Here is a 20719-nt window from a genome sequence, read left to right on the forward strand (position 1 = left end):
GGCGATAACCGTTTGTTTCCATAGCTGCTGATGATTCGTTGTTTGCAAAGATACGATTTTATACGGTTTACTCCTCAGATTTTTACGTTGAGCCAGAATATACAAATGTGTAGTCTGGTTGTTCGTTGCATTTTTCTTGATTAAATGGTTGTGAATTATCTTGTTGTATTTATCCTTTTTTTTACTTGTTTGAATCTTGACTGTAAAGAAATTTAAAAATGTTTGTGTTTATTTGTGATTTCATTATATTTTGTTTATATTTGTAAAGTAAATGTTAGCCTTATTTCTGATATATAATATAAAAGTATAATGCTAACCTTGTTTCTTAAATCAAAATTTGTTGTTATGCTAAAAAGAATTAGATTAGTAAACGCATTGATGCTGTTGTTAGGTGGTTCGTTTTGCATGAATGCTCCGCTTTTTGCAGAAAGTTTGGGTATAAATGTTGGACAGCAGCAAGAAAACTGTAATGGTGTTGTAACAGACGCTACAGGTGAAAGTGTGATTGGTGCCTCTGTAATGATAAAGGGCACTACGGTTGGTACGGTGACTGATTTGGATGGTCGGTTTACCTTACCGGGTGTTAAAGTGGGGGATGTGATCCAGATTTCTTTTATTGGATATGTGACTCAGGAAATTAAATGGAACGGAAAACCCATGTCCGTTACATTGAAAGAAGATTCTCAGGCCTTGGAAGAAGTCGTGGTGGTAGGTTATGGTACGCAGAAAAAAGTGAATCTGACAGGTGCGGTTGCCATGACAGAAGGCGATATGTTGGAAGACCGTCCGATTGCCAACCTGGCTCAAGGTTTGCAGGGAGCCATTCCAAACTTGAATATTACGATGCCGAGTGGTAATCCGAATGCAACGGCTACATTTAACGTGCGTGGTATTACCTCTTTGAATGGTGGTTCGGCATTGATATTGGTGGATGGTGTGGAAACCAATGATATTTCTTTACTGAATCCTCAGGATATTGAAAGTGTTTCTGTGTTGAAAGATGCTTCTTCTGCAGCCGTATACGGTGCGCGTGCCGCATTTGGTGTGGTTCTTATTACAACTAAAAAAGGTAAGAAAGGACAGAAGGTAACCGTCAACTACAATAACAATTTCTCATGGTCGGCTCCGTCACGTCTTCCTGATGGTATTTCTTCCGATAAATGGATTGATGCCGTACAGTTAGCGAATACGAATACAAGTGGTAGCGGCTATTTCAGTCAGGAACTGGTGGACGCTGTACATGCGTATTGTCAAGATCCTAGCCGTCCGTCTGCTTTCTTGGATGAAACAGGTGCTTTTACGGCTAAGGGACAATGGGCTTATGCTGGAAATACAGATTGGTTTGATGAATTTTACAAGAGTGCGGCTTTCATGCAGCAGCATAATGCCAGTATTCAAGGTGGTACGGAAAAGAATGCTTACTATGCTTCCGTCGGTTACAAAGGACAAGATGGTTTGCTAGCTTATGGTACAGACACCTATAAGCGTATCAACATGTCGTTCAACTTTACTTCACAAGTGACTAAATGGCTGGAAATCGGATTCCGGGCAAAATATAACCGCAGCGAATCGGATGAACCCAATACTCAGGCTTATATGGGTAGTTCTCCTTATTATGAGGTGTATCGTTCTTTCCCGTTTATTCCTATCTATTTGCCGGATGGACAGCATTTCGCAGCAATGGAAGGTAGTAACTTCAACTATAACTATGCTGGTATTTTGGCGGAAGCTGGACGTGTGAAAAATGTATATGACGATATCTGGTATACAGGCTCATTTAATATCACTCCTTTCGAGGGTCTTTCTATCAAGGGAGATTATACGGGAAACCGCTATTTCCGTACGCAACGCGAACACTTAAAGACAATTTATCAGCTGAATCCAGATGGTTCGCAAACAGCCAAGATGCCTACTAATAAGGCTGGATTGAGAAAGTATGATGATACTTATGAAGCACTGAATGTGTGGGCTGAATACAAGAAACAAATTAAGGATCATTCTTTCTCTGTAATGGTGGGATATAACCAGGAACGTAAAAATACCAGTGATATGTATGGGGTAGCTGCCAACTTGTATGTAAATGATTTCCCCATCATTGATATGGCAAAGGATAAGGAAACACTGTCTGAGGCTGCTACTGTCTGGGCTGTCCAAGGTGCTTTCTTCCGTGTGAATTATGATTATAAAGGACGTTATTTGGTGGAATTGAATGGACGTTATGATGGTTCTTCCAAATATGCATCCGGCAGTCAGTGGGGATTCTTCCCTTCTGCTTCTTTGGGATGGCGTGTTTCTGAAGAAAAGTTCTTTGAACCAGCTCGTAAGTTGTTTGATAACTTCAAGTTACGTGCTTCTGTAGGTTCTCTTGGTAACCAGGTGACGAATGGAAACTTTGATTACATAGGAACTGTTGGAAGTGAAAACCTGAATTATGTACTTTCTGGAAAAATTCCTTCAGGCATTACTCCGGCTACATTGGCTTATAGCAATGTAACTTGGGAAAAAGTGACTACAGCCAACTTTGGTCTTGATTTAGGGTTGCTGAACAACCGTTTGACTGCATCGTTTGATTATTACATACGCTATACAACCGATATGGTGGTTTCAAAGGCTTATCCTAACACAATGGGAACGAGTGGCGGTAAAGAAAACCTGGCAAGTATGAGAACTAACGGATGGGAACTTTCATTGAATTGGACGGATCGTATCAATGATGTGGCAGGAAGTCCGTTGGAATATAATATTGGAATCGGTCTTTCTGATAGTTATTCTACTATTACAAAGTATGATAATCCTACAGGAACTCTGAACGACCTTTACGTAGGTAAGCGTTTGGGTGAAATCTGGGGATATACAACCGATGGGTTTATTATGGATGCTGCAGAGGCTTCAGAACAGTCTGTCCGTCAGTCTTATATCTCGAATACATGGATTCCGGGAGATATCCGTTATGCAGATTTGAATGGGGATGGAGTTGTTAATGAAGGTGACAGTGAGAAAGGGCCTATCAATACCTTGAGCAATCACGGTGATAAGTCTATTATTGGCAACGAAACTCCTCGTTATCGTTTCAATATCAATTTGGGATTGAGCTGGAAGAATTTTGATGTACGAGCTTTGTTTGAGGGAGTGATGAAACGTGATTTGTGGCTTAGCAGTGAAGTCTTTTGGGGATTTAATGGCGTATGGAACAGTGCAATCAATGATTATCATGTGGATAACTCATGGTCAGAAGAAAATCCGAATGCATATTATCCTGTGCCATTGTGGAATGGCCGAAGCCGACAGGTTCAGACTAAGTATTTGCAGAATGCATCTTATATCCGTTTGCGTGATTTGACCATTGGGTATACGTTGCCGAAGAAATGGTTGGAACCGATTGGTGTATCTCAGTTGAAGATTTTCTTCAGTGGTCAGAACTTGTGGGAAGCTACAGGTTTATATAAATATGTAGATCCGGATATGACGGGAAATACATATCAGAAGTCATCGGATGGAATGGTAGGTACATTGAATTCGGATATGAAGAATTATCCGTTCTGCCGTTCTTATTCATTTGGTATTAATCTCACATTCTAAAAAGATTTATGATTATGAAAAAAATATCTATATTAACCGGGTGTCTGTTTGCCATGGCATTGTCTAGTTGTAATTTCTTGGACAGAGAGCCATTGGACGCCATTGGTAAGGATCAATTCTTTACGACAGCTAATGCAACTGCGTTGGAGCAATATTGTAATGATTTTTATCCGAAATTAATTGTGGGTTACGGAGCTCCCAAAAGTTATGATTGGGGAATGTTAGGGGATGATTTTACAAGTGATGATGTGTTGCCCTGGGAGCGTAATGTGACAAGTTTTGGCTTGGCTACGGTGCCCTCTAGTGCAAGTGGCACACAGTGGAACTGGGAAAATATCCGTGCATGTAATGATTTTCTTGCGAATTATGAACAATCTCCGGAAACTGAAGATATAAAACATAAGTATGCAGGGATGATCCTTTTCTTTAAGACGTTGGATTATTTTAATAAGGTAAAGGCTTATGGAGATGTTCCTTGGTTTGAAAAGGTAATGAATCCAGGCGATGAAGAAATGTATAAGGCACGTGACTCACGCATTTTGGTGATGGACAATATGTTGAGAGACATTAACCAAGCGATTGAATGGCTGCCGAAAAAGACCGATGTAACTCTCATCAGCAAGGATGCTGCATTGGCTTTGAAGGCTCGTATGTGCTTGTTTGAAGGTACTTGGCGTAAATATCATGGGCTTGAGGATCCCGACAAGTTCCTGACAGAGGCTTATAATGCAGCTTGTGAACTGATGAAGCCTGAATATGGTTATTCGTTGTATCAGGGTTCCAATCCGGCAACAGCTTATCATGAATTGTTCTGTTTGGCTGATCAGTCTACAAATCCGGAAGTCATTTTGTCGAAGGCGTACGATCCGGGAATTGACAAAGGTAATAATTTGACTCGTCAGATTTTTGTGGGTGAGACTCCTTTGGGCATGAGCAAGAATTGTGCAGATTCTTATTTGTGTGCTACTACAGGTTTGCCGATTTCTTTGTGTAATTGTCCGGGGCATACACAGCATACTACATTGATTGCTGAGCTGGCTAACCGTGATCCTCGTTTGTTGCAAACAACGGCAACTCCGGATGTGAGTGATGCAGATCATTGTTATTATATGGGTGGTATGGCTCCCAATATTGCTTCTGTCACCAATACAGGTAATCCTAGCAGATGTTCTACCGGATATCCGATTGTAAAGTTTTATAATGCGGCTGAATACAGTGCATCTCATTATCAGGGAACTGAAGATGCTCCAGTGTTCCGTTTAGGTGAAATTATGTTGATTCGGGCTGAAGCTGCAGCAGAATTAGGTACGATTACTCAGACTGATTTGGATGAGACTATTAACAAGTTACGTGAACGTGTAGGATTTAATAAAAAGTTAGAATTGACTGTACCATTTGATGATCCTGTAATTGCAGATGCTTATCCTAATGTTTCTGGAAATCATGCAAAATTAATTCGAGAAATCCGTCGTGAACGTCGTATTGAAATGTTTGCCGAAGGTGTACGTTATGATGATATCCGTCGTTGGAAATGTGGTAATTTGCTGACTGCACCTCGTTTGGGAATTATTATAGAAGGAGCGGGATATTCGGAAGAAGAACTTGCAGAACTGAAAGAGACTGTAGGAGTCAATTCCGATGGAGCTTTGACTATTTATGAAAAACGTTATGCGGGTCAGAGTCCGACTCCTGTATTTGAAGATCCTAAGCATTATTTGTCACCGATTCCAACGGATGAAATAGGTAAAGCGCCTAATATTAAACAGAATCCAGGTTGGTAAAATTTAGCAGCGGTTATATGATGTTACTTTGAAAAGATTTTTTTATCTTTGAACTGTAGAAGTTACCCAAGTTTACTAATTAATGTATGCTTGGGTAATTTCTTATTAATAGTGTACCCTTTAATTACTTTGTAGATGAAATCCTTGTTATTCCTTTATTTCTTTGTGGCGATGGCGTTTTCGGCCGTGGCTTCTTCTGTATCGGAGAGTTATGTCATTCCTTATCCTCAACAGATGGTGGTGGGTGATGGTCATTTTGTTCTTCAGAAAAATGCTTCTTTCTCATGTAACCTGAAAGGGGCGGATAAGGAAGATTTTGTAAAATATGTCGGTCAGTCTCCTTTTGCATTGACTTATAAAAAGAGGGGAAAGACGGATATTGTGTTTAAATTGCTCAGTCCGAAACAGTCGCAGATGAAGGAGGAAGCCTATCGGTTGGAGGTGACGGAAAAGGGGATTCAAGTGGAGGCCACTTCTGCTTCCGGCTTGTTCTATGCTTTTCAGTCGATGAATCAGTTGGTACAGCCGGCGGGAAACAATACCTTCCTGTTGCCGGAGGTGACCATCGAGGATGCACCGCGTTTCGCATACCGAGGCATGCATTTGGACGTGTCACGTCATTTTTATACCAAAGAATTTGTCAAGAAGCAGCTGGATGCATTGGCTCGTTACAAGCTGAACCGTTTCCACTGGCATCTGACCGATGGAGCAGGATGGAGGATTGAAATCAAGAAATATCCGGAGTTGACGCGTGAAACAGCCTTTCGTCCTTTCCCGGACTGGAAAAGCTGGTGGAACGGCGGACGGACGTATTGCCGGCAGGATGCTCCGGGGGCTTCCGGAGGATACTACACGCAGGAAGATGTGAAAGAGATTGTGGAATATGCCCGTCAGCTTCATATTACGGTGATTCCGGAGATTGAGATGCCGGCTCACTCGGAGGAAGTCTTGGCTGCCCTTCCGCAGTTGGCCTGCGGGGGTGATTTGAAGCCCGGGGGCGAGTTTTGCCCTGGAAAAGAATTGACTTACACTTTCCTGACCGATGTGTTGAAGGAAGTGATGGCGCTTTTCCCGTCGGAATATATTCATATCGGAGGGGATGAGGCCAGCACGAATCACTGGAAACAATGTCCCGACTGTCAGGCACGGATGAAGGAAGAAGGGATGAAAGAAGAAGGCGAGCTGCAGGAGTATCTTGTTTCCAGAATTGAAAAGTTCTTGCGGGAGAACGGTCGCAAGATGATTGGTTGGGACGAAATACTGACGGGCGAGTTGGATGAAACTTCGGCTGTGACCGTGTGGCGCGGAGAAGATAAGGGAGCCGAGTCGGTGAAAAGAGGGCTGCGTACGATTCTGTCGCCGGGTGCCTATTGTTATTTTGACAGTTATCAGGATGCGCCGCGCACACAGCCTGAAGCCATTGGAGGGTATCTTCCGTTGGAAAAGGTATATTCTTATGAGCCTGTAACCCCGGCTTTCCCGGCAGATAAGCTGGATTGTGTGTGGGGAGTTCAAGGAAATGTATGGGCAGAATATTTGTCTACGCCGGAACATACGGAATATATGATTTATCCTCGTTTGCTGGCATTGGCCGAGGTGGCTTGGACCAACCCGGAGCGGAAGGACTGGAAGCGTTTCCATGCGGAGGCTTTGCAGGAAGTGGAGGTGTTGGATTCATTGGGATACAATACTTTTGACTTGAAGAATGAAGTGGGCAACCGTCCGGAGGCACTGAGTGTCGACAACCACCTGGCAAAAGGCAAGAAGGTAGAGTATCTGCGGCCTTATGCGGCAGATTCTTATCCGGCAGGAGGAGACGGAGCATTGACCAACGGCATCCATGGGGGATGGGTCTATACCGATTTGCGCTGGCAGGGATTCCTTGGAAAAGGAATGGACGCAGTGGTGGATTTGGAGAAATCACAGCCTATCCGCCAGCTTTCCATCGACTTCATGCAGTTGATAGGTCCGGGTGTGTTCCTGCCGCAGAAGGTCAGTTTCCTGGTTTCGGACGACGGAAAGGAATATACGTTGTTGAAAACGATTACGACGACACTGCCAATTACGGATGAAAAGCTGACTATCCAGAATTATGCATGGGAGGGCACTTGCGAGGCTCGTTACGTGCGGGTACAGGCTGACATCAATCCTGAAGCCGGTGGATTCTTGTTTACCGACGAGATTGTAGTGAAATAATTCTATATCAGAGAGCCGGAAGCATGTACCCGAAGCGCAACAGGCCAATCAGGTAGTGTGCTTCCGGCTGATGAATCAGATGCAAGGTGGGCTGTATGAACCCTTTGCCCAGGCAGGGAATCTTCCAAATGAATTCACTGGCCCATTCGTGTGAATGGGAGAAACGGGCATAATCGGTGAATACTCCGCCTTCTGTTTTTCCACATTGCCATACAAGGCCTGCTCCGGAATAGTGTTTGCATCCTTGGCTGGCGTGCCATTGGGCAGAAACCTGTAAGAGCACTTGCAGGCGGGGAGTGATTGACTGTTCTGCGTATCCCCAGATTATTTTCCGGATTTCTTTCTTTTCTTTTGGGGACGCTTGTTCCGTATCTCCTTCTGCATAACTCCGATACATCCCGCTATGTAAAGCAAAGCCCATGTGATAATTGCTGTCATGATGCTGGTAGCTGAATGAGGTGAGACAGAGTATCCCGTCGTGCTTCGGGCAGAAACGGAATACATTTTCTTTTCCTGTAAAGCGATAGGAGGCTTTTCCGTTATACAAAGAAGCTTGCAGACTCCATTGAGCATGTTGCAGCTCGTAGTGTATCCCCATGGAAGACACCGGATAGTTGGCTATGGGATAATCGGCCGACAGGGTGGGGAAGATGCCGCATGAGCTGTTGGTGAACAGGCTGGTGGCTGGCGAAGTGAAATAGTCTTCGTTCAGGTTGCGGATGCCGATGAACAGGCTGGAGTTTCCCATTGGCTGCCGGATGCCCAGTATGGCTGCGGCAAGCGGGTGATTGTCTTCTTCGATGTTGGAAAAGGTCTGCAAATCGTTGGCCAAAGACTCAGCTCGGGTTTTGGCCGTGCTGAGGGTGGCTGCTTCAAGGGTGGCAGACGGGCCTAGCGGGGCGGAAAAATCCAACCGTAACAAATTCACCCAGTTGGCTCCTTTCTTGAAATCGCTCTGCAGTTCGGTGGTATAATTAATCAGGAGTTTCTGGGCAAAGCAACGGCAAGAGGATACCGTTGCGATGACCAGTAGGTATTTGATAAGTTTTGTCATAACCATTTGGTGAAACGATGGATGTACCAGTTCTTAATCAGTTGTGTCAGTACGCAGTAGGAGAGCAGGATGCCGAACAGCCAGGGGAAATAGCTTGCAGGCAAAGCTTCCAGACCGATGGAGGTCCCAAACGGGGTGAAGGGAATCAGGATGCCAGTAGCCATGATGAGCAGGGTTAGTCCGGTTACCTGCCAGGAGGCACGGCTTTGTATGAACGGCACTTTCCGCGTACGTATCATGTGTACAATCAGTGTTTGCGACAGCAGGCCTTCGATGAACCATCCGGACTGGAAGAGGGTCTGATGCTCCATGCTCTGACAGCCGAAGGCGAACCACATCACCAGATAAGTGACGATGTCGAAGATGGAACTGATGGGACCGATGAAAATCATGAAGCGGCTCAGGTCGGAGGCATCCCATTTCCGGGGTTTCCGGAGGTATTCCGCATCCATCCGGTCGAAGGGGATGGTGGTCTGCGAAATATCATACAGCAGGTTCTGAATCAGCAGATGAATGGGAAGCATGGGCAGGAAGGGCAGGAAAGCACTGGCTGCCATGACACTGAACATGTTGCCGAAATTGGAACTGGCGGTCATCTTGATGTATTTGGTGATGTTGCCGAAGGTCTTTCTTCCTTCCAGTACCCCGTCTTCCAATACCATCAGGCTTTTTTCCAGCAGGATGATGTCGGCACTTTCCTTGGCGATGTCTACGGCTGAGTCGACCGAGATACCGATGTCTGACTGGCGGAGGGCTGCCGCATCGTTGATACCGTCACCTAAGAAGCCGACGGTATTTTGCTGTGCTTGGAGGAGGGTGATGATTTCCGTTTTCTGCACGGGAGTCAGTTTGGAGAAGACGGTCGTCTCGCGTACCGCTTTCATCTTTTCCTCCTCATTCAAGTCGGCCAGTTGAGGGCCGCTGAGCGCGTTGGTAGTGTTGATGCCCACTTGCCGGGCGATGGTACGCACCACGGCATCGTTGTCTCCAGACAAGATTTTGACCTCAATTCCGTGTTCATGCAATTGCTGTATGGCCTTGGCTGCCGATGGCTTGGGTGGGTCCAAAAAGGCCAGATAGCCAATCAGTACCATCTCTTTTTCATCTTCCACACAGAAGTCGCACGCTTTGTCGAGGTAGCTTTTCTGCGCTACGGCAATGACCCGCATGCCTTGCTTGTTCATCTGCTCGATGATACGATGCGCCTTGTGTTTCAGGGCTTCCGTCATGGGATGTACCTCTCCGTCGAATTCGGCATGTGAGCAGATGGCCAGCATCTCTTCTACGGCACCTTTGGTGATAATCTGTCGTTTACCTTGTCGGTCTTCTACCACGACTGACATTCTCCGCCGGGTGAAATCAAACGGTATTTCGTCCACCTTGACATAGTTGTCTTTCAGGTATTCCAATGACAGTTCCTTGACGTGCGACAGGATGGCCTTGTCCATCAGGTTTTTCAATCCGGTCTGGAAGAAGCTGTTGAAATAGGCATGACGCAGAATACGGCGGCTTTCATCGCTGCTCCCGTCGGCATTGATGTATTTTTCCAATACAATCTGGTCGCAGGTGAGGGTACCGGTTTTGTCGGTACAGAGAATGTTCATGGCCCCGAAGTTCTGAATGGCATTCAAGTCTTTTACGATGGTTTTCTTCTTGGACATGGCTACGGCTCCTTTGGCAAGGTTGGCCGTCACAATCATCGGAAGCATCTCCGGCGTGAGGCCCACGGCTACCGATACGGCAAAGATAAAAGCTTCCAGCCAGTCGCCTTTGGTCACTCCGTTGACCAGAAACACGAAGGGAATCATGATGAGCATGAAGCGGATAAGCAGGAAGCTGACTTTGCTGATTCCTTTGTCGAAGGCGGTGGCGGCACGGTGTCCGGCAATACTGCGGGCAATAGTGCCCAGGTAAGTGTCGTTTCCGGTGGCAATGACAATGCCGGTGGCCGAACCGCTGACTACGTTGGAGCCCATGAAACAGATGTTTTCCAGTTCTATTACGCTCCCTTTGCAATGTTTGTTCCCTTTGGCTTCCGGGCGCTTTTCAATCGGATCTGATTCTCCTGTCAAAGAAGACTGGCTGACAAACAGGTCTTTTGCTTCGATGATGCGGAGGTCGGCGGGTATCATGTCGCCGGCGGCAATCATGACAAGGTCGCCCGGAACCAGTTCTGCAATGTTGATTTCTTCATCGTGCTGTCCGGCACGTCTTACGTAACAGGTGTTGGTCACCATCTTGAGTAATGCTTCACTGGAAGCGTTGGCTTTCCATTCCTGGCAAAAGCGGAGGATGGTACTGGCAATTACCATTGTGAGGATAATAAAGATGGCGGTCCAATCTTGTTCTCCCGGATTGGCCAGCAAGACATCAAGTACAAAAGAAATGACTACCAGTATGGTCAGCACGCCAATGAAGGGGTTGATAAAGGCTTTGATGAAGGTAGAAACTGGATTTTTCTTCTGTTCGTGTTCTACCTCATTTCTTCCGTGAATCAATTGTTGGTTTTCTATTTCTTCGTGGGTCAGTCCGCCCTTGCTTGTCTGGAAATAGCTGTATACGGCGTTGAGAGGCTGAGTCGCTGCCAAAAATACCTTTTCAGCATTGAATGTGCTTGTTTCCTTACTTTTTCTTCTTTTCCACATAATACCTGAATTCATAGGGTGATTACTCTGTTTCCTTTTCGCACGGCAAAAGTAAGCGATACTTCTGGCAGGGCCTGTTAGAGGATAATTAGAGTGGTATTAGAAAACTATTAGAATCCTGCCGGTTGTTTCCGGCCGTCTTTCTGATAGTGTGGTGTGGAAACTGAAGAAGAAACTTTTAGATATGAGGCAGCTCAATGGTGAAGGTTGTGCCTTCTCCTTGCTTGGAATGTACGGAAAGATGTCCTTGGTGAAGCCCGATAATTTTTTTGGCAAGTGCCATGCCGATGCCGTGGCCTTCTGTCTGTTTGTCTTGTTCCCCTCGGTAGAATAAAGTGAAAATCTGCTCTTTTTCCTTATCCGATATACCAATCCCATTGTCGGACAAGCGGATAATCGCCCATTTGTCCCAGTAGGAGATTTGGACGAAGGAGGATTTGTTTTCCGAATACTTGCAGTTGTTTTCAATCAGGTTGGCGAAGGCGATGTTTAGCAGGTAGGAGTTTCCCATGACGGTAATCATTCGGTCGTCTTCGGCATCTTCTTGTTCGAAAATCAGTTCGATGTGGTATTCTGGGTGGGCCCGCAGGATTAGTTCCCGGGTGTCCAGCAGCAGTTCGTCGAGCCGGATTTCGTGCATCTTGATTTGCTCTTTCTGGTAATCTGCCTTGGCCAGATTGAGGAGTCCGTCAATCAGTTTGGTCATGCGTCGTGCATCCTGTAATACGTTTTGCATGGCCTGTCGGTATTGTGCTTCAGTCCGTTCCTTTTGCAAGGCTAAATCCAGTTCCGCAATCAGGGCAGCCAACGGCGTTCTCATTTCGTGGGATACGTTGCTGACAAACATCTTCTGTGCGTTGAATGAAATTTCCAGTCGTTCCAGCAAGTCATTAAAGGCCAAGCTTAGTTCTCCGAGTTCGTCTTTCTCGTTTCTCACCGGTAATCGCCGGTCGATATGGGAAGCCGTGATATTCTCCACTTCCCTTACGATTTCCCGAATAGGCTTCAAAGAAGCCCGTACCAGAAAATAACAGGTCACGAACAAGAGCAGCAGTCCGAAGAGAAACAGAATGATTAAGGTCTTCTGAAGTTCCAGCAGGTTGGTGTGGCCGTAACCGTCGTAAGCTGCGGCGGTCATAATGTAGTCCTTTCCTTGAAAGGGATAGACCATCCCGATGGCCTGGTACTTTCCGATGTGGAATTCTATTTCTTTTTCTTGAAGAATGCGAGTGAGCATTTCCGGACTTTCCTTGATGATGTCATTCTCGACGGCATCGTGGTAAAGCATGCGGAAGTCGGGGGTATAGACCGCCACTTCCACTTCATTGATAAACTCTTTGTTGTTCAGATAGATGGACTGCATGATGTGGGCATCTACCTGGTCTTGCAGGAAAAGGTGTGCTTTGGTCACAGCCTCACTTCTCAGGTTATGGAAGAAAGTGTTGCTCCGGATGTGTTCGCTGACCAGGTAAATCAGGCTCATGCACAACAAAAATACCACGGCTATGACTCCGGTATTTTTGAGCGTCAGGGTGGTCTTAATTTTCATGGCTTTTCGTCGGTAAGAATAAATCCGATTCCAGGTTTGGTGTGAATCAGCTTGGTGTCGAAGTCTTTGTCTATTTTCTTGCGCAGGTAGTTGATATATACATCGATGAAATTGGTACCGGTATCGAAGTGGGTATTCCATACCTTTTCGGCTATTTCCACCCGACTGATGACTCTTTCCGGATACTGTACCATATAGGTCAGCAGGTTGTATTCTTTGGGGGAGAGACGGATAGGAATCCCTTGGCGGGTGACTTCCCTGCGGCTGGTGTCCACTTGCAAATCCTTGTAATTCAGTTTGTCGGGAGGAGAAACTGGATTCTCCGCTTCGTTTTTCCGCTTCAGCAGAACTTTTATGCGGGCATTCAGTTCCCTGAAATCGAAAGGTTTGACCATATAATCGTCTGCTCCGGCATCGAATCCGTCCAGCTTGTCATCCGTGGAGCCGAGGGCCGTCAGCATGAGGATGGGAATCTGTGCGTTGAGTTTGCGTATTTCCTTGCAAAGCTCAAATCCGTCCAATTTGGGGAGAATGATATCCGAAATGACCAGTTGGAAAGTATGTGACTGAAAAAGTCGTAGTCCCATGGCACCGTCGTATGCCACAAAAGTAGTATAACCGTTTTCTTCCAATCCGGTTTTCAGGAGGTCGGCCACCCTTTTATCGTCTTCTATGATTAAAATGCTGTACATAATAAGTGTGGATGGATAAGGGGGCAAGGTTTGTTTATGGATTATCAGGGGAAAATTCCCACGGGGTGGGGAAAGGAAATGTGGAGCATACAGGACTCGAACCTGCCACCTTTTGACTGCCAGTCAAACGCTCTAGCCAGATGAGCTAATGCCCCATTATTGCTTGAAAACGTGACAAAGGTACAATAATATTTTAAAAAACCAAGCATATTCGTCCGGGAAACGAAAGAAAACCATTAGTTTTGTGTCGGTTTTCGTAAAAAGGAGATTTATGAATTTACAGATACGCAAGGCCTCATTGGCAGATTTGGACCGTTTGATGGAAATATTTGAAGAAGCCCGTCGTTTTATGTGTCGTACGGGAAACCCGAATCAGTGGATTAACGGCTATCCACAGCGTGAACTGATACAGAAAGAAATAGAGGCTTCTCATTGTTATGTGTGTGTGACTGAAGAAGGAAAGGCAGTGGCCACCTTCTGTTTCATTCAAGGTCCCGACCCCACGTATGCCTATATCGAGGACGGGGAGTGGAAGGATGATTCTCCTTATTATGTGATTCATCGTCTGGCTTCCGACGGCTCTTGTCACGGAATCGGAAAACTATGTATCGACTGGTGTTTCCGTCAATGGCCTTGCTTGCGGATTGATACGCATGCCGATAACAAGGTGATGCAGAACTTGGTGCAATCTATGGGCTTTGTATATTGTGGCATTATTTATATCAGCAACGGTACCCCTCGCTTGGCTTATCAGAAATTAGCGTAAGAATTTCCGGCAACGTCTTAATAATCCTTAATTGTAAAATATTTTCCACTGGAAATTTATTCTTTTCTCGATTATTTCTTTTCTTTGCAAATAGTTTCCAATAGAAAATAATAACAAAGAAAAGAAATAGCTATGAAGTATGTCATTGTAGGTGGAGTAGCAGGTGGAGCCACTGCAGCTGCCCGTATTCGGAGAAACACGGAAAAGGCCGAAATCATTTTGTTTGAACGCGGGGAATACATCTCTTATGCCAATTGTGGTTTGCCTTATTATATAGGTGGGGTGATTCAGGATCGTAACCGTTTGTTTGTGCAGACTCCTGAAGCTTTTTCTACCCGTTTTCGTATTGATGTGCGGGTACGTTCGGAAGTGACGGCTATCGATACGGCCCGTAAGGAAGTGAAAGTACGCACTTCAGACGGAAAGGAGTATACCGAAACTTACGACAAACTGTTGCTTTCTCCGGGGGCTTCTCCGGTTCGTCCCCCTCTGCCCGGAATTGATAGTGAAGGAATCTTTACTCTGCGGAATGTGGCGGATACTGACCGTATCAAGAATTACATGCAGGGTCATGAGGTGAAGAAAGCCGTCATCGTAGGAGGTGGTTTCATCGGACTGGAGATGGCCGAGAACTTGCATCATGCAGGGATAGAGGTAGCCGTGGTGGAAATGGCCGACCAGGTGATGGGACCGGTAGATTTCTCCATGGCGGCTTTGGTACACAGTCATCTGCAGCAGAAAGGTGTCAAACTGTACTTGAAGCAGGCGGTAGAAGCCTTTGAAAAAACAGCGTCCGGGTTGAAGGTGAAGTTCCAGTCGGGCTTGCAGGCTGAGGCACAGCTGGTGATTCTTTCCATCGGTGTACGGGCAGAGACTCGTCTGGCCGTGGAAGCCGGATTGAAGTTGGGCGAAATGAAGGGTATCTACGTGAATGAATACTTGCAGACTTCCGATGAGTCTGTCTATGCCGTAGGCGATGCCATTGAATATCCGCATCCGATTACGGGCAAGCCTTGGCTGAATTTCCTGGCAGGGCCGGCCAACCGTCAGGCACGTATCGTAGCCGATAATATGACGTTTGGCAATAAAGTAAAATATGAAGGTTCCATTGGTACGGCCATTGCCAAGGTGTTCGATTTGACCGTGGCTTCTACCGGACTTCCCGCCAAACGTTTGAAGGCGTTCGGCATTCCGTACTTGTCGGCTACCATCCACTCCGGTTCCCATGCCGGATACTATCCGGGAGCTTTGCAGATGGACATCAAGATCACCTTCTCTCCGGAAGACGGTCGGTTGTACGGCGCACAGATTGTGGGATACAATGGGGTGGACAAACGCATTGATGAATATGCATTGGTCATCAAGCAGAAAGGTACGGTCTACGATTTGATGCAGCTGGAACATGCCTATGCACCTCCTTTCTCTTCAGCCAAAGATCCAGTAGCCGTGTCGGGCTATGTGGCCGGAAATATCTTGAGCGGCAAGATGACTCCGCTTTACTGGAGAGAATTGCAACAGGCCGATTTGACGAAGGTTACACTGGTTGATGTTCGTACGAAAGACGAGTATGAACTGGGCCACATTGCCGGAGCGGTCAATGTACCTTTGGATGAAATGCGTGAGCGGATGAAGGAAATCCCGTCGGACAAGCCGGTGTTCCTGTATTGTGGCGTGGGACTGCGGGGGTATCTGGCATCCAATATTCTGAAAGACAATGGCTACAAGGATGTGCGTAACCTGATTGGCGGTATCAAGACCTACAATGCGGCAGTTACTCCGGTTTGCCAGCCGGATGAGGCATGTGAGGTGGTTTGCTCTTGTGACACGGCCGAAGGAACCACAGACTGCAAGAAGGTACACGTGGTTGATGCTTGCGGCATCCAGTGTCCGGGTCCGATTTTGCGGTTGAAGAAAGGGATGGAGGAACTGAAAGCAGGGGAACAGATGGAAATTCATGCCACGGATGCGGGTTTTCCGCGCGATGCCGAGGCGTGGTGCCGTACCACCGGGAATCGTTTCCTGTCTTCGAAGTCGGAAGGGGGAATCTATAAAGTGCGGGTAGAGAAGGCCACGGCCTGCGCCATGGAGGCTGTCCGCCGGGCACCGGAAGAGAAGGGAAAAACTTTCATTCTTTTCAGCGATGACCTTGACAAAACTTTGGCTACCTTTGTGCTGGCTAACGGCGCGGCGGCTACCGGAAAGAAAGTGACCATTTTCTTTACCTTCTGGGGACTGAATGCCATCAAGAAGGAACGGAAGCCGGCAGTGCGGAAAGACATTTTTGGAAAAATGTTCGGCATGATGCTTCCCTCCAGTTCACGGAAACTGAAGCTTTCGAAGATGAACATGGGCGGCATGGGTTCGAAGATGATGCGTTACATCATGCAGAAGAAAGGCATCGATTCCTTGGAATCGCTTCGTCAGCAGGCCATTGACAACGGAGTAGAGTTTATTGCCTGCCAGATGTCGATGGACGTGATGGGCGTCAAGAAAGAAGAGCTGCTGGACAACGTGACCATTGGTGGGGTAGCCACTTATATGGACCGTGCCGAAGAAGCCAATGTCAATCTGTTTATTTAACGTATGGAAAAAATAAAATGTATCTGTGTGATGAGAGAGCTCTTCCGGGCTCTCTCTGATCTTGAATCGCACTTGCTGCAGGCGCATGGGGTGTCTTTGAACGAGGCTATGGTGCTGTGTGCCATCGGTAAGGAGCAGGTGGCAGCCCGCACGATTGTAGAACGTACCGGACTGACTCCTTCGCATGCTTCAAAGGTAATCCGGGCGGTGGAAGAACGTAACCTGCTGGTGCGTACCCTGGGTGAGAAGGACAAGCGGGAGATGTATTTTTCATTGACCGACGAGGCGTACCGTTGCCTGAAAGGCATACGTGACGAAGGAGTGGAGGTGCCGGAAATCCTGCAACCGTTGTTTGCGGCCTATACGGATGAATCGTCTGAATCGTGTGCATAAAAAGGGAGGAAGCGATGAAAAAGAAAAAATTTGAACTGGAGGTGCCCGGTGGGGCAGACAAAGTGTTGCTACACACTTGCTGTGCACCTTGTTCATCGGCCATTATTGAATGCCTGATGCAGCATGGGGTGCGTCCTACCATTTATTATTGCAATCCGAACATCTATCCGCTGGAGGAATATACCATCCGCAAGGACGAATGTACCCGTTATGCCCAGTCGCTGGGGTTGGAAATTGTGGATGCGGACTATGACCACGAAGCCTGGCGATGTACGGTGGCCGGACTGGAAAATGAGCCAGAGCGTGGAGGTCGCTGTCTGAAATGTTTCAAGATGCGTTTGGCCGATACGGCCCGCTATGCTCATGAACACGGCTTTTCGGTGATAACCACTACGCTGGCTTCCTCGCGCTGGAAAAGTCTGGACCAGATAAACGAGGCCGGACGTTGGGCTGTGGCTTCCTATCCGGATGTCACATGGTGGGAACAGAACTGGCGCAAGGGAGGACTCAGTGAGCGCCGCATCGCCATTATCAAGGAATATAATTTCTACAACCAGCAGTATTGCGGTTGTGAGTTCAGCATGCGCAAGTCGGATGGAGAACCTTCTACTCCTTCTTCTCCGCTTCCGTCTCCTTCTTCGTCTCGATAGGCATGGTGTTTTCCTTGTAGGCGGAGAAGCCTTTCACTTTTACGCGCTCCTTCTTTTCTTCCTCATTGATGGCAGCCTGTCCCAGCTGGTTCATGTTGTCCTTGATTACATTGTGCATGTCGAAGAAATAGTCGAGCAGCATTTTCATGTGCTCTTCCAGTTCTCCTTCGTTGGGAGAGAAGAAAGTGTGACAACGGGAATGCAGACCGATGGTCTTTTCGTCCTCGTCGGCCATATAGACCGTAGTGACCAATGAGTTCACGTTGGCCAAGTTGATGATTTCCTTCAGATAGGGAAGAGCTTCATTGTCGGCATTGATGGAGCCCCACCAAGGGTTCCATATCATGATGAAGCGGTTTTCTTCTTCGGCGGCGATGTAGAAATCGTCTCCCTGGTATTGGAAGGTGATGTGATTTTCCTCATTTACTTTCGGCTGGCAGCCAATTTTCTTCAGTACGCTGATGACGAGGTCTTTTGTGGTGATTTCGTCCAGTTCGTCCTTCGTCATTCTCTCAATATGTTCCAGCTGTTTGCGGCGTTCGTGCCAGAAACGCAGGATGAACAGCACGACCGGCCAGAGGGCCAATGCAATGACGGCAATTAATAGGGTAATTTCGCTGAGGTGTGTCATAGTTCGTTTTTTTAAGGTTGGCTGATATATTATTTCTTTATATATTCTAAAGATAATAATTTTATTTGAAAACGGGGGTATACATTATACTTTTTTAAATAGGGTTCATGCAGCAAAAGGACGATATGTTTGTTTATTAGATGTAAACTTTTAAAGTAGCAGACTTATGAAAAAAATGGTATCTATTTTGATATGTGCGCTGGCCTTAATGGCTGGACATATCCAGGCTCAGGAAGTAGAGTTGACGAAAGCGGAAAAGAAGGCACTTCAGGAGAAGATTGATAGTATCCAGTATGTGGAAGCTGTGGAAGCCATCAATGCGAAAAAGTTCACTCTTGAAGCTGATCAGGTGGTATTCAAATATGGTCAGACAGCTTATGTGACGTCGAATACCAATTTTGTATCGGTCAATGGAGAAGATGCGGTTGTACAGGTGGCCTTCAATATTCCAGCTGCAGGTCCTAACGGACTGGGAGGTGTAACTGTGGATGGAAAGGTGTCTTCCTATGAAGTGAAGACCGATAAGAAAGGCACGATTTATCTGTCTATGAATGTGATGGGAACCGGCATTTCGGCCCGTTTGGACATCAGTATGCCGAAGGGTACAAACAATGCGACGGTAACTATCTTGCCAAACTTTAATTCGAATCGTCTGACCTTGAACGGGGTGATTTTACCTGCCTGCAAGAGTTCAATATTTAAAGGACGTTCACTTTAATCAATGAGATGTATTATGAAAAAGATGTTTCTTTTTGCGTGTCTGTTATTGGGGTTATCGGCATGTGAGAAAGACCCTGATATGAACAAACTGGACGCGGACTTGGTGGTGTACACTGATTATGATAAGGATGCCGATTTTGGTAGCTACAAGACTTATTTCTTGCCCGACAGTATTTTGGAAGCGGGAGGATACCGTGCCACTTACTGGAAGGATGAGAATGCAAAGGCTATCCTCAATAAAGTGGCTGAAGAAATGGAGGACAGAGGATATACCCGTATCCTTGATCCGGAGAAGAAGGATGAGGCCAGTGTGGGAGTACAGCTTTCCTACGTGGCACAGACTACTCAAGTGATTACTGGCGGCTACTGGGGTGGCTGGTGGGACTATGGGTTCTGGGGACCTTGGTCGGGCTGGTATTATCCGTATCCGGTGTCGTATTCCTATAATACGAATACACTGGTAATGGAAATGGTGGATCTTTCGGCTGGATCCGATGGTACTACAAAGAATCTTCCGGTAGTGTGGTATGCCAGTGCTTCCGGATTCCAGTATAGCGGACAGTTCAATCAGAAGATGTTGCAGAATGCGGTGGTTCAGGCTTTTGAACAGTCACCTTATATTAAATCGGTCAACTAACTACTAGAGGAGGAATTTCAAATGAAGATGAATGCATTGAAAAGAATAGTAATGGTGGCTTTCATGTGTCTGGGAGTTGCTGTAAAAGGATTTTCGCAATACGATGTCAGTAAGACAACCTTGAAGATAGACTGGCAGATGAACGCTCCTTTTTCTACCGATTTTGCGGATAAACTGAGCGGATGGGGTATGAATTTTGAGTTGGGCTATGAACTGACTCCACGTTGGGAAGTGGGAGTTTTTGCTTCTTATCACACCAACCACCAGTATGTGGAGCGTCAGACCTTGTCGTTGTCTCCTACGGAATCATTGACCACCGACCAGCAACGTTCGGCTTTCCAGTTGCCGTTTGGTGTCATGGGAGCCTATAATCTTTCTACCAACCGGTATATCAAGCCATATATAGGTGTCAAGGCCGGTGCCATGTTTGCCCGTTACACCACTTATTTCGGCAGTGGAGGTGTGTACGACAAGTCGTGGGGATTCTATGTATCTCCGGAAATTGGTTTGAAGATTTATCCGACAGGAAAGAAGTGGGGATTCCATGTAGCCGGTTACTACAGCTATGCTACGAACAAGACTCAGACGTTGACTTGTGACATAGAAGGTCAGAATCATGCGGGTTTCCGCTTGGGTGTTATTTTTTGACGGAACTCGTAACGGATAAAGCATGAAGAATGCTTTTATGATAAGGATGAGAGGTATCTGAAATGTATATACTTTTCGGATACCTCTTTTTTTGGGCTCAACGTAAAAATCTGAGGAGTAAACCGTATAAAATCGTATCTTTGCAAACAACGAATCATCAGCAGCTATGGAAACAAACGGTTATCGCCTCCTTCTTCC

At 46.3% G+C, this 20719-nt stretch carries 15 protein-coding genes and 1 tRNA gene; 10 read left to right on the forward strand and 6 right to left on the reverse strand.

Annotated elements, in window-relative coordinates:
- The first annotated feature begins 345 nt into the window (after window positions 1-345).
- The 3 genes from OCV81_RS15515 (at window position 346) to OCV81_RS15525 (ending at window position 7556) form a co-directional block, all read left to right on the forward strand.
- Complete coding sequence (locus OCV81_RS15515; protein WP_148330837.1) at window positions 346-3579, forward strand: SusC/RagA family TonB-linked outer membrane protein; 3234 nt, start codon at window positions 346-348, stop codon at window positions 3577-3579.
- 14 nt (window positions 3580-3593) lie between these two features.
- Window positions 3594-5360 carry a RagB/SusD family nutrient uptake outer membrane protein gene (locus OCV81_RS15520; RefSeq protein ID WP_148330838.1) on the forward strand — a complete coding sequence of 589 codons (1767 nt, stop codon included), beginning with the start codon at window positions 3594-3596 and terminating at the stop codon, window positions 5358-5360.
- A 135-nt stretch (window positions 5361-5495) separates the two neighbouring features.
- A complete protein-coding gene (locus OCV81_RS15525) occupies window positions 5496-7556 on the forward strand; it encodes a beta-N-acetylhexosaminidase (protein ID WP_148330839.1) in 2061 nt (686 codons plus the stop codon).
- A gap of 7 nt (window positions 7557-7563) precedes the next feature.
- On the opposite strand, the gene OCV81_RS15530 is transcribed toward OCV81_RS15525, so the two are convergent.
- The 5 genes from OCV81_RS15530 to OCV81_RS15550 all read right to left on the reverse strand — a co-directional run bounded on the left by OCV81_RS15530 (window position 7564) and on the right by OCV81_RS15550 (window position 13651).
- On the reverse strand, window positions 7564-8610 hold the full coding sequence (locus OCV81_RS15530; protein ID WP_262640418.1) for a carbohydrate porin: 1047 nt from the start codon (window positions 8608-8610) through the stop codon (window positions 7564-7566).
- On the reverse strand, window positions 8607-11255 hold the full coding sequence (gene mgtA / locus OCV81_RS15535) for a magnesium-translocating P-type ATPase (RefSeq protein ID WP_394802553.1): 2649 nt from the start codon (window positions 11253-11255) through the stop codon (window positions 8607-8609). The genes OCV81_RS15530 and mgtA overlap by 4 nt, the downstream gene beginning before the upstream one ends.
- 178 nt (window positions 11256-11433) lie before the next feature.
- Window positions 11434-12804 (reverse strand): HAMP domain-containing sensor histidine kinase, encoded by a 1371-nt coding sequence (locus OCV81_RS15540; RefSeq protein WP_148330841.1) that lies wholly within the window; start codon window positions 12802-12804, stop codon window positions 11434-11436.
- Complete coding sequence (locus OCV81_RS15545; protein WP_148330842.1) at window positions 12801-13496, reverse strand: response regulator transcription factor; 696 nt, start codon at window positions 13494-13496, stop codon at window positions 12801-12803. Before OCV81_RS15545 ends, OCV81_RS15540 begins: the two co-directional genes overlap by 4 nt.
- Before the next feature lie 81 nt (window positions 13497-13577).
- Window positions 13578-13651 (reverse strand) — tRNA-Ala (locus tag OCV81_RS15550).
- A gap of 116 nt (window positions 13652-13767) precedes the next feature.
- On the opposite strand from OCV81_RS15550, the gene OCV81_RS15555 reads away from it, so the two are divergent.
- From OCV81_RS15555 to OCV81_RS15570, 4 genes are all read left to right on the forward strand, one after another.
- The gene (locus OCV81_RS15555; RefSeq protein WP_148330843.1) at window positions 13768-14262 is read left to right on the forward strand and encodes a GNAT family N-acetyltransferase; all 495 of its coding nucleotides are present in this window, start codon (window positions 13768-13770) and stop codon (window positions 14260-14262) included.
- Window positions 14263-14394: 132 nt separating this feature from the next.
- Window positions 14395-16842, forward strand: a complete 2448-nt coding sequence (locus tag OCV81_RS15560; RefSeq protein ID WP_148330844.1) for an FAD-dependent oxidoreductase — start codon at window positions 14395-14397, stop codon at window positions 16840-16842.
- 3 nt (window positions 16843-16845) lie between these two features.
- Window positions 16846-17235, forward strand: a complete 390-nt coding sequence (locus OCV81_RS15565; RefSeq protein WP_148330845.1) for a MarR family winged helix-turn-helix transcriptional regulator — start codon at window positions 16846-16848, stop codon at window positions 17233-17235.
- A 14-nt stretch (window positions 17236-17249) separates the two neighbouring features.
- Window positions 17250-17885, forward strand: coding sequence for an epoxyqueuosine reductase QueH (locus OCV81_RS15570; RefSeq protein ID WP_148330846.1), 636 nt, complete (start codon window positions 17250-17252; stop codon window positions 17883-17885).
- Here the strand turns inward: OCV81_RS15570 and OCV81_RS15575 are convergent.
- The gene (locus OCV81_RS15575; RefSeq protein ID WP_148330847.1) at window positions 17842-18516 is read right to left on the reverse strand and encodes a hypothetical protein; all 675 of its coding nucleotides are present in this window, start codon (window positions 18514-18516) and stop codon (window positions 17842-17844) included. The two genes, OCV81_RS15570 and OCV81_RS15575, sit on opposite strands and share 44 nt — an antisense overlap.
- A gap of 166 nt (window positions 18517-18682) precedes the next feature.
- On the opposite strand from OCV81_RS15575, the gene OCV81_RS15580 reads away from it, so the two are divergent.
- Genes OCV81_RS15580 through OCV81_RS15590 form a run of 3 tightly spaced genes read left to right on the forward strand, consistent with a single transcriptional unit; the run spans window position 18683 to window position 20521 of the window.
- Entirely contained in the window at window positions 18683-19234 is a 552-nt protein-coding gene (locus OCV81_RS15580) for a DUF4251 domain-containing protein (protein WP_022352724.1), read from the forward strand.
- Between the two features lie 15 nt (window positions 19235-19249).
- Window positions 19250-19873, forward strand: coding sequence for a DUF4136 domain-containing protein (locus tag OCV81_RS15585; RefSeq protein ID WP_022352723.1), 624 nt, complete (start codon window positions 19250-19252; stop codon window positions 19871-19873).
- Between the two features lie 21 nt (window positions 19874-19894).
- Window positions 19895-20521 (forward strand): outer membrane beta-barrel protein, encoded by a 627-nt coding sequence (locus tag OCV81_RS15590; RefSeq protein WP_148330848.1) that lies wholly within the window; start codon window positions 19895-19897, stop codon window positions 20519-20521.
- The last annotated feature ends 198 nt before the right edge of the window (window positions 20522-20719 follow it).

It is taken from the genome of Phocaeicola fibrisolvens (assembly GCF_025567125.1).
GTDB lineage: Bacteria > Bacteroidota > Bacteroidia > Bacteroidales > Bacteroidaceae > Phocaeicola > Phocaeicola fibrisolvens.

Bases quoted from the DNA above. Each gene is read 5' to 3' on its own strand.
- OCV81_RS15515 (WP_148330837.1), top strand. From the start codon at position 346: ATGCTAAAAAGAATTAGATTAGTAAACGCATTGATGCTGTTGTTAGGT.
- OCV81_RS15520 (WP_148330838.1), top strand. From the start codon at position 3,594: ATGAAAAAAATATCTATATTAACCGGGTGTCTGTTTGCCATGGCATTG.
- OCV81_RS15525 (WP_148330839.1), top strand. From the start codon at position 5,496: ATGAAATCCTTGTTATTCCTTTATTTCTTTGTGGCGATGGCGTTTTCG.
- OCV81_RS15530 (WP_262640418.1), bottom strand. From the start codon at position 8,610: ATGACAAAACTTATCAAATACCTACTGGTCATCGCAACGGTATCCTCT.
- mgtA (WP_394802553.1), bottom strand. From the start codon at position 11,255: ATGTGGAAAAGAAGAAAAAGTAAGGAAACAAGCACATTCAATGCTGAA.
- OCV81_RS15540 (WP_148330841.1), bottom strand. From the start codon at position 12,804: ATGAAAATTAAGACCACCCTGACGCTCAAAAATACCGGAGTCATAGCC.
- OCV81_RS15545 (WP_148330842.1), bottom strand. From the start codon at position 13,496: ATGTACAGCATTTTAATCATAGAAGACGATAAAAGGGTGGCCGACCTC.
- OCV81_RS15555 (WP_148330843.1), top strand. From the start codon at position 13,768: ATGAATTTACAGATACGCAAGGCCTCATTGGCAGATTTGGACCGTTTG.
- OCV81_RS15560 (WP_148330844.1), top strand. From the start codon at position 14,395: ATGAAGTATGTCATTGTAGGTGGAGTAGCAGGTGGAGCCACTGCAGCT.
- OCV81_RS15565 (WP_148330845.1), top strand. From the start codon at position 16,846: ATGGAAAAAATAAAATGTATCTGTGTGATGAGAGAGCTCTTCCGGGCT.
- OCV81_RS15570 (WP_148330846.1), top strand. From the start codon at position 17,250: ATGAAAAAGAAAAAATTTGAACTGGAGGTGCCCGGTGGGGCAGACAAA.
- OCV81_RS15575 (WP_148330847.1), bottom strand. From the start codon at position 18,516: ATGACACACCTCAGCGAAATTACCCTATTAATTGCCGTCATTGCATTG.
- OCV81_RS15580 (WP_022352724.1), top strand. From the start codon at position 18,683: ATGAAAAAAATGGTATCTATTTTGATATGTGCGCTGGCCTTAATGGCT.
- OCV81_RS15585 (WP_022352723.1), top strand. From the start codon at position 19,250: ATGAAAAAGATGTTTCTTTTTGCGTGTCTGTTATTGGGGTTATCGGCA.
- OCV81_RS15590 (WP_148330848.1), top strand. From the start codon at position 19,895: ATGAAGATGAATGCATTGAAAAGAATAGTAATGGTGGCTTTCATGTGT.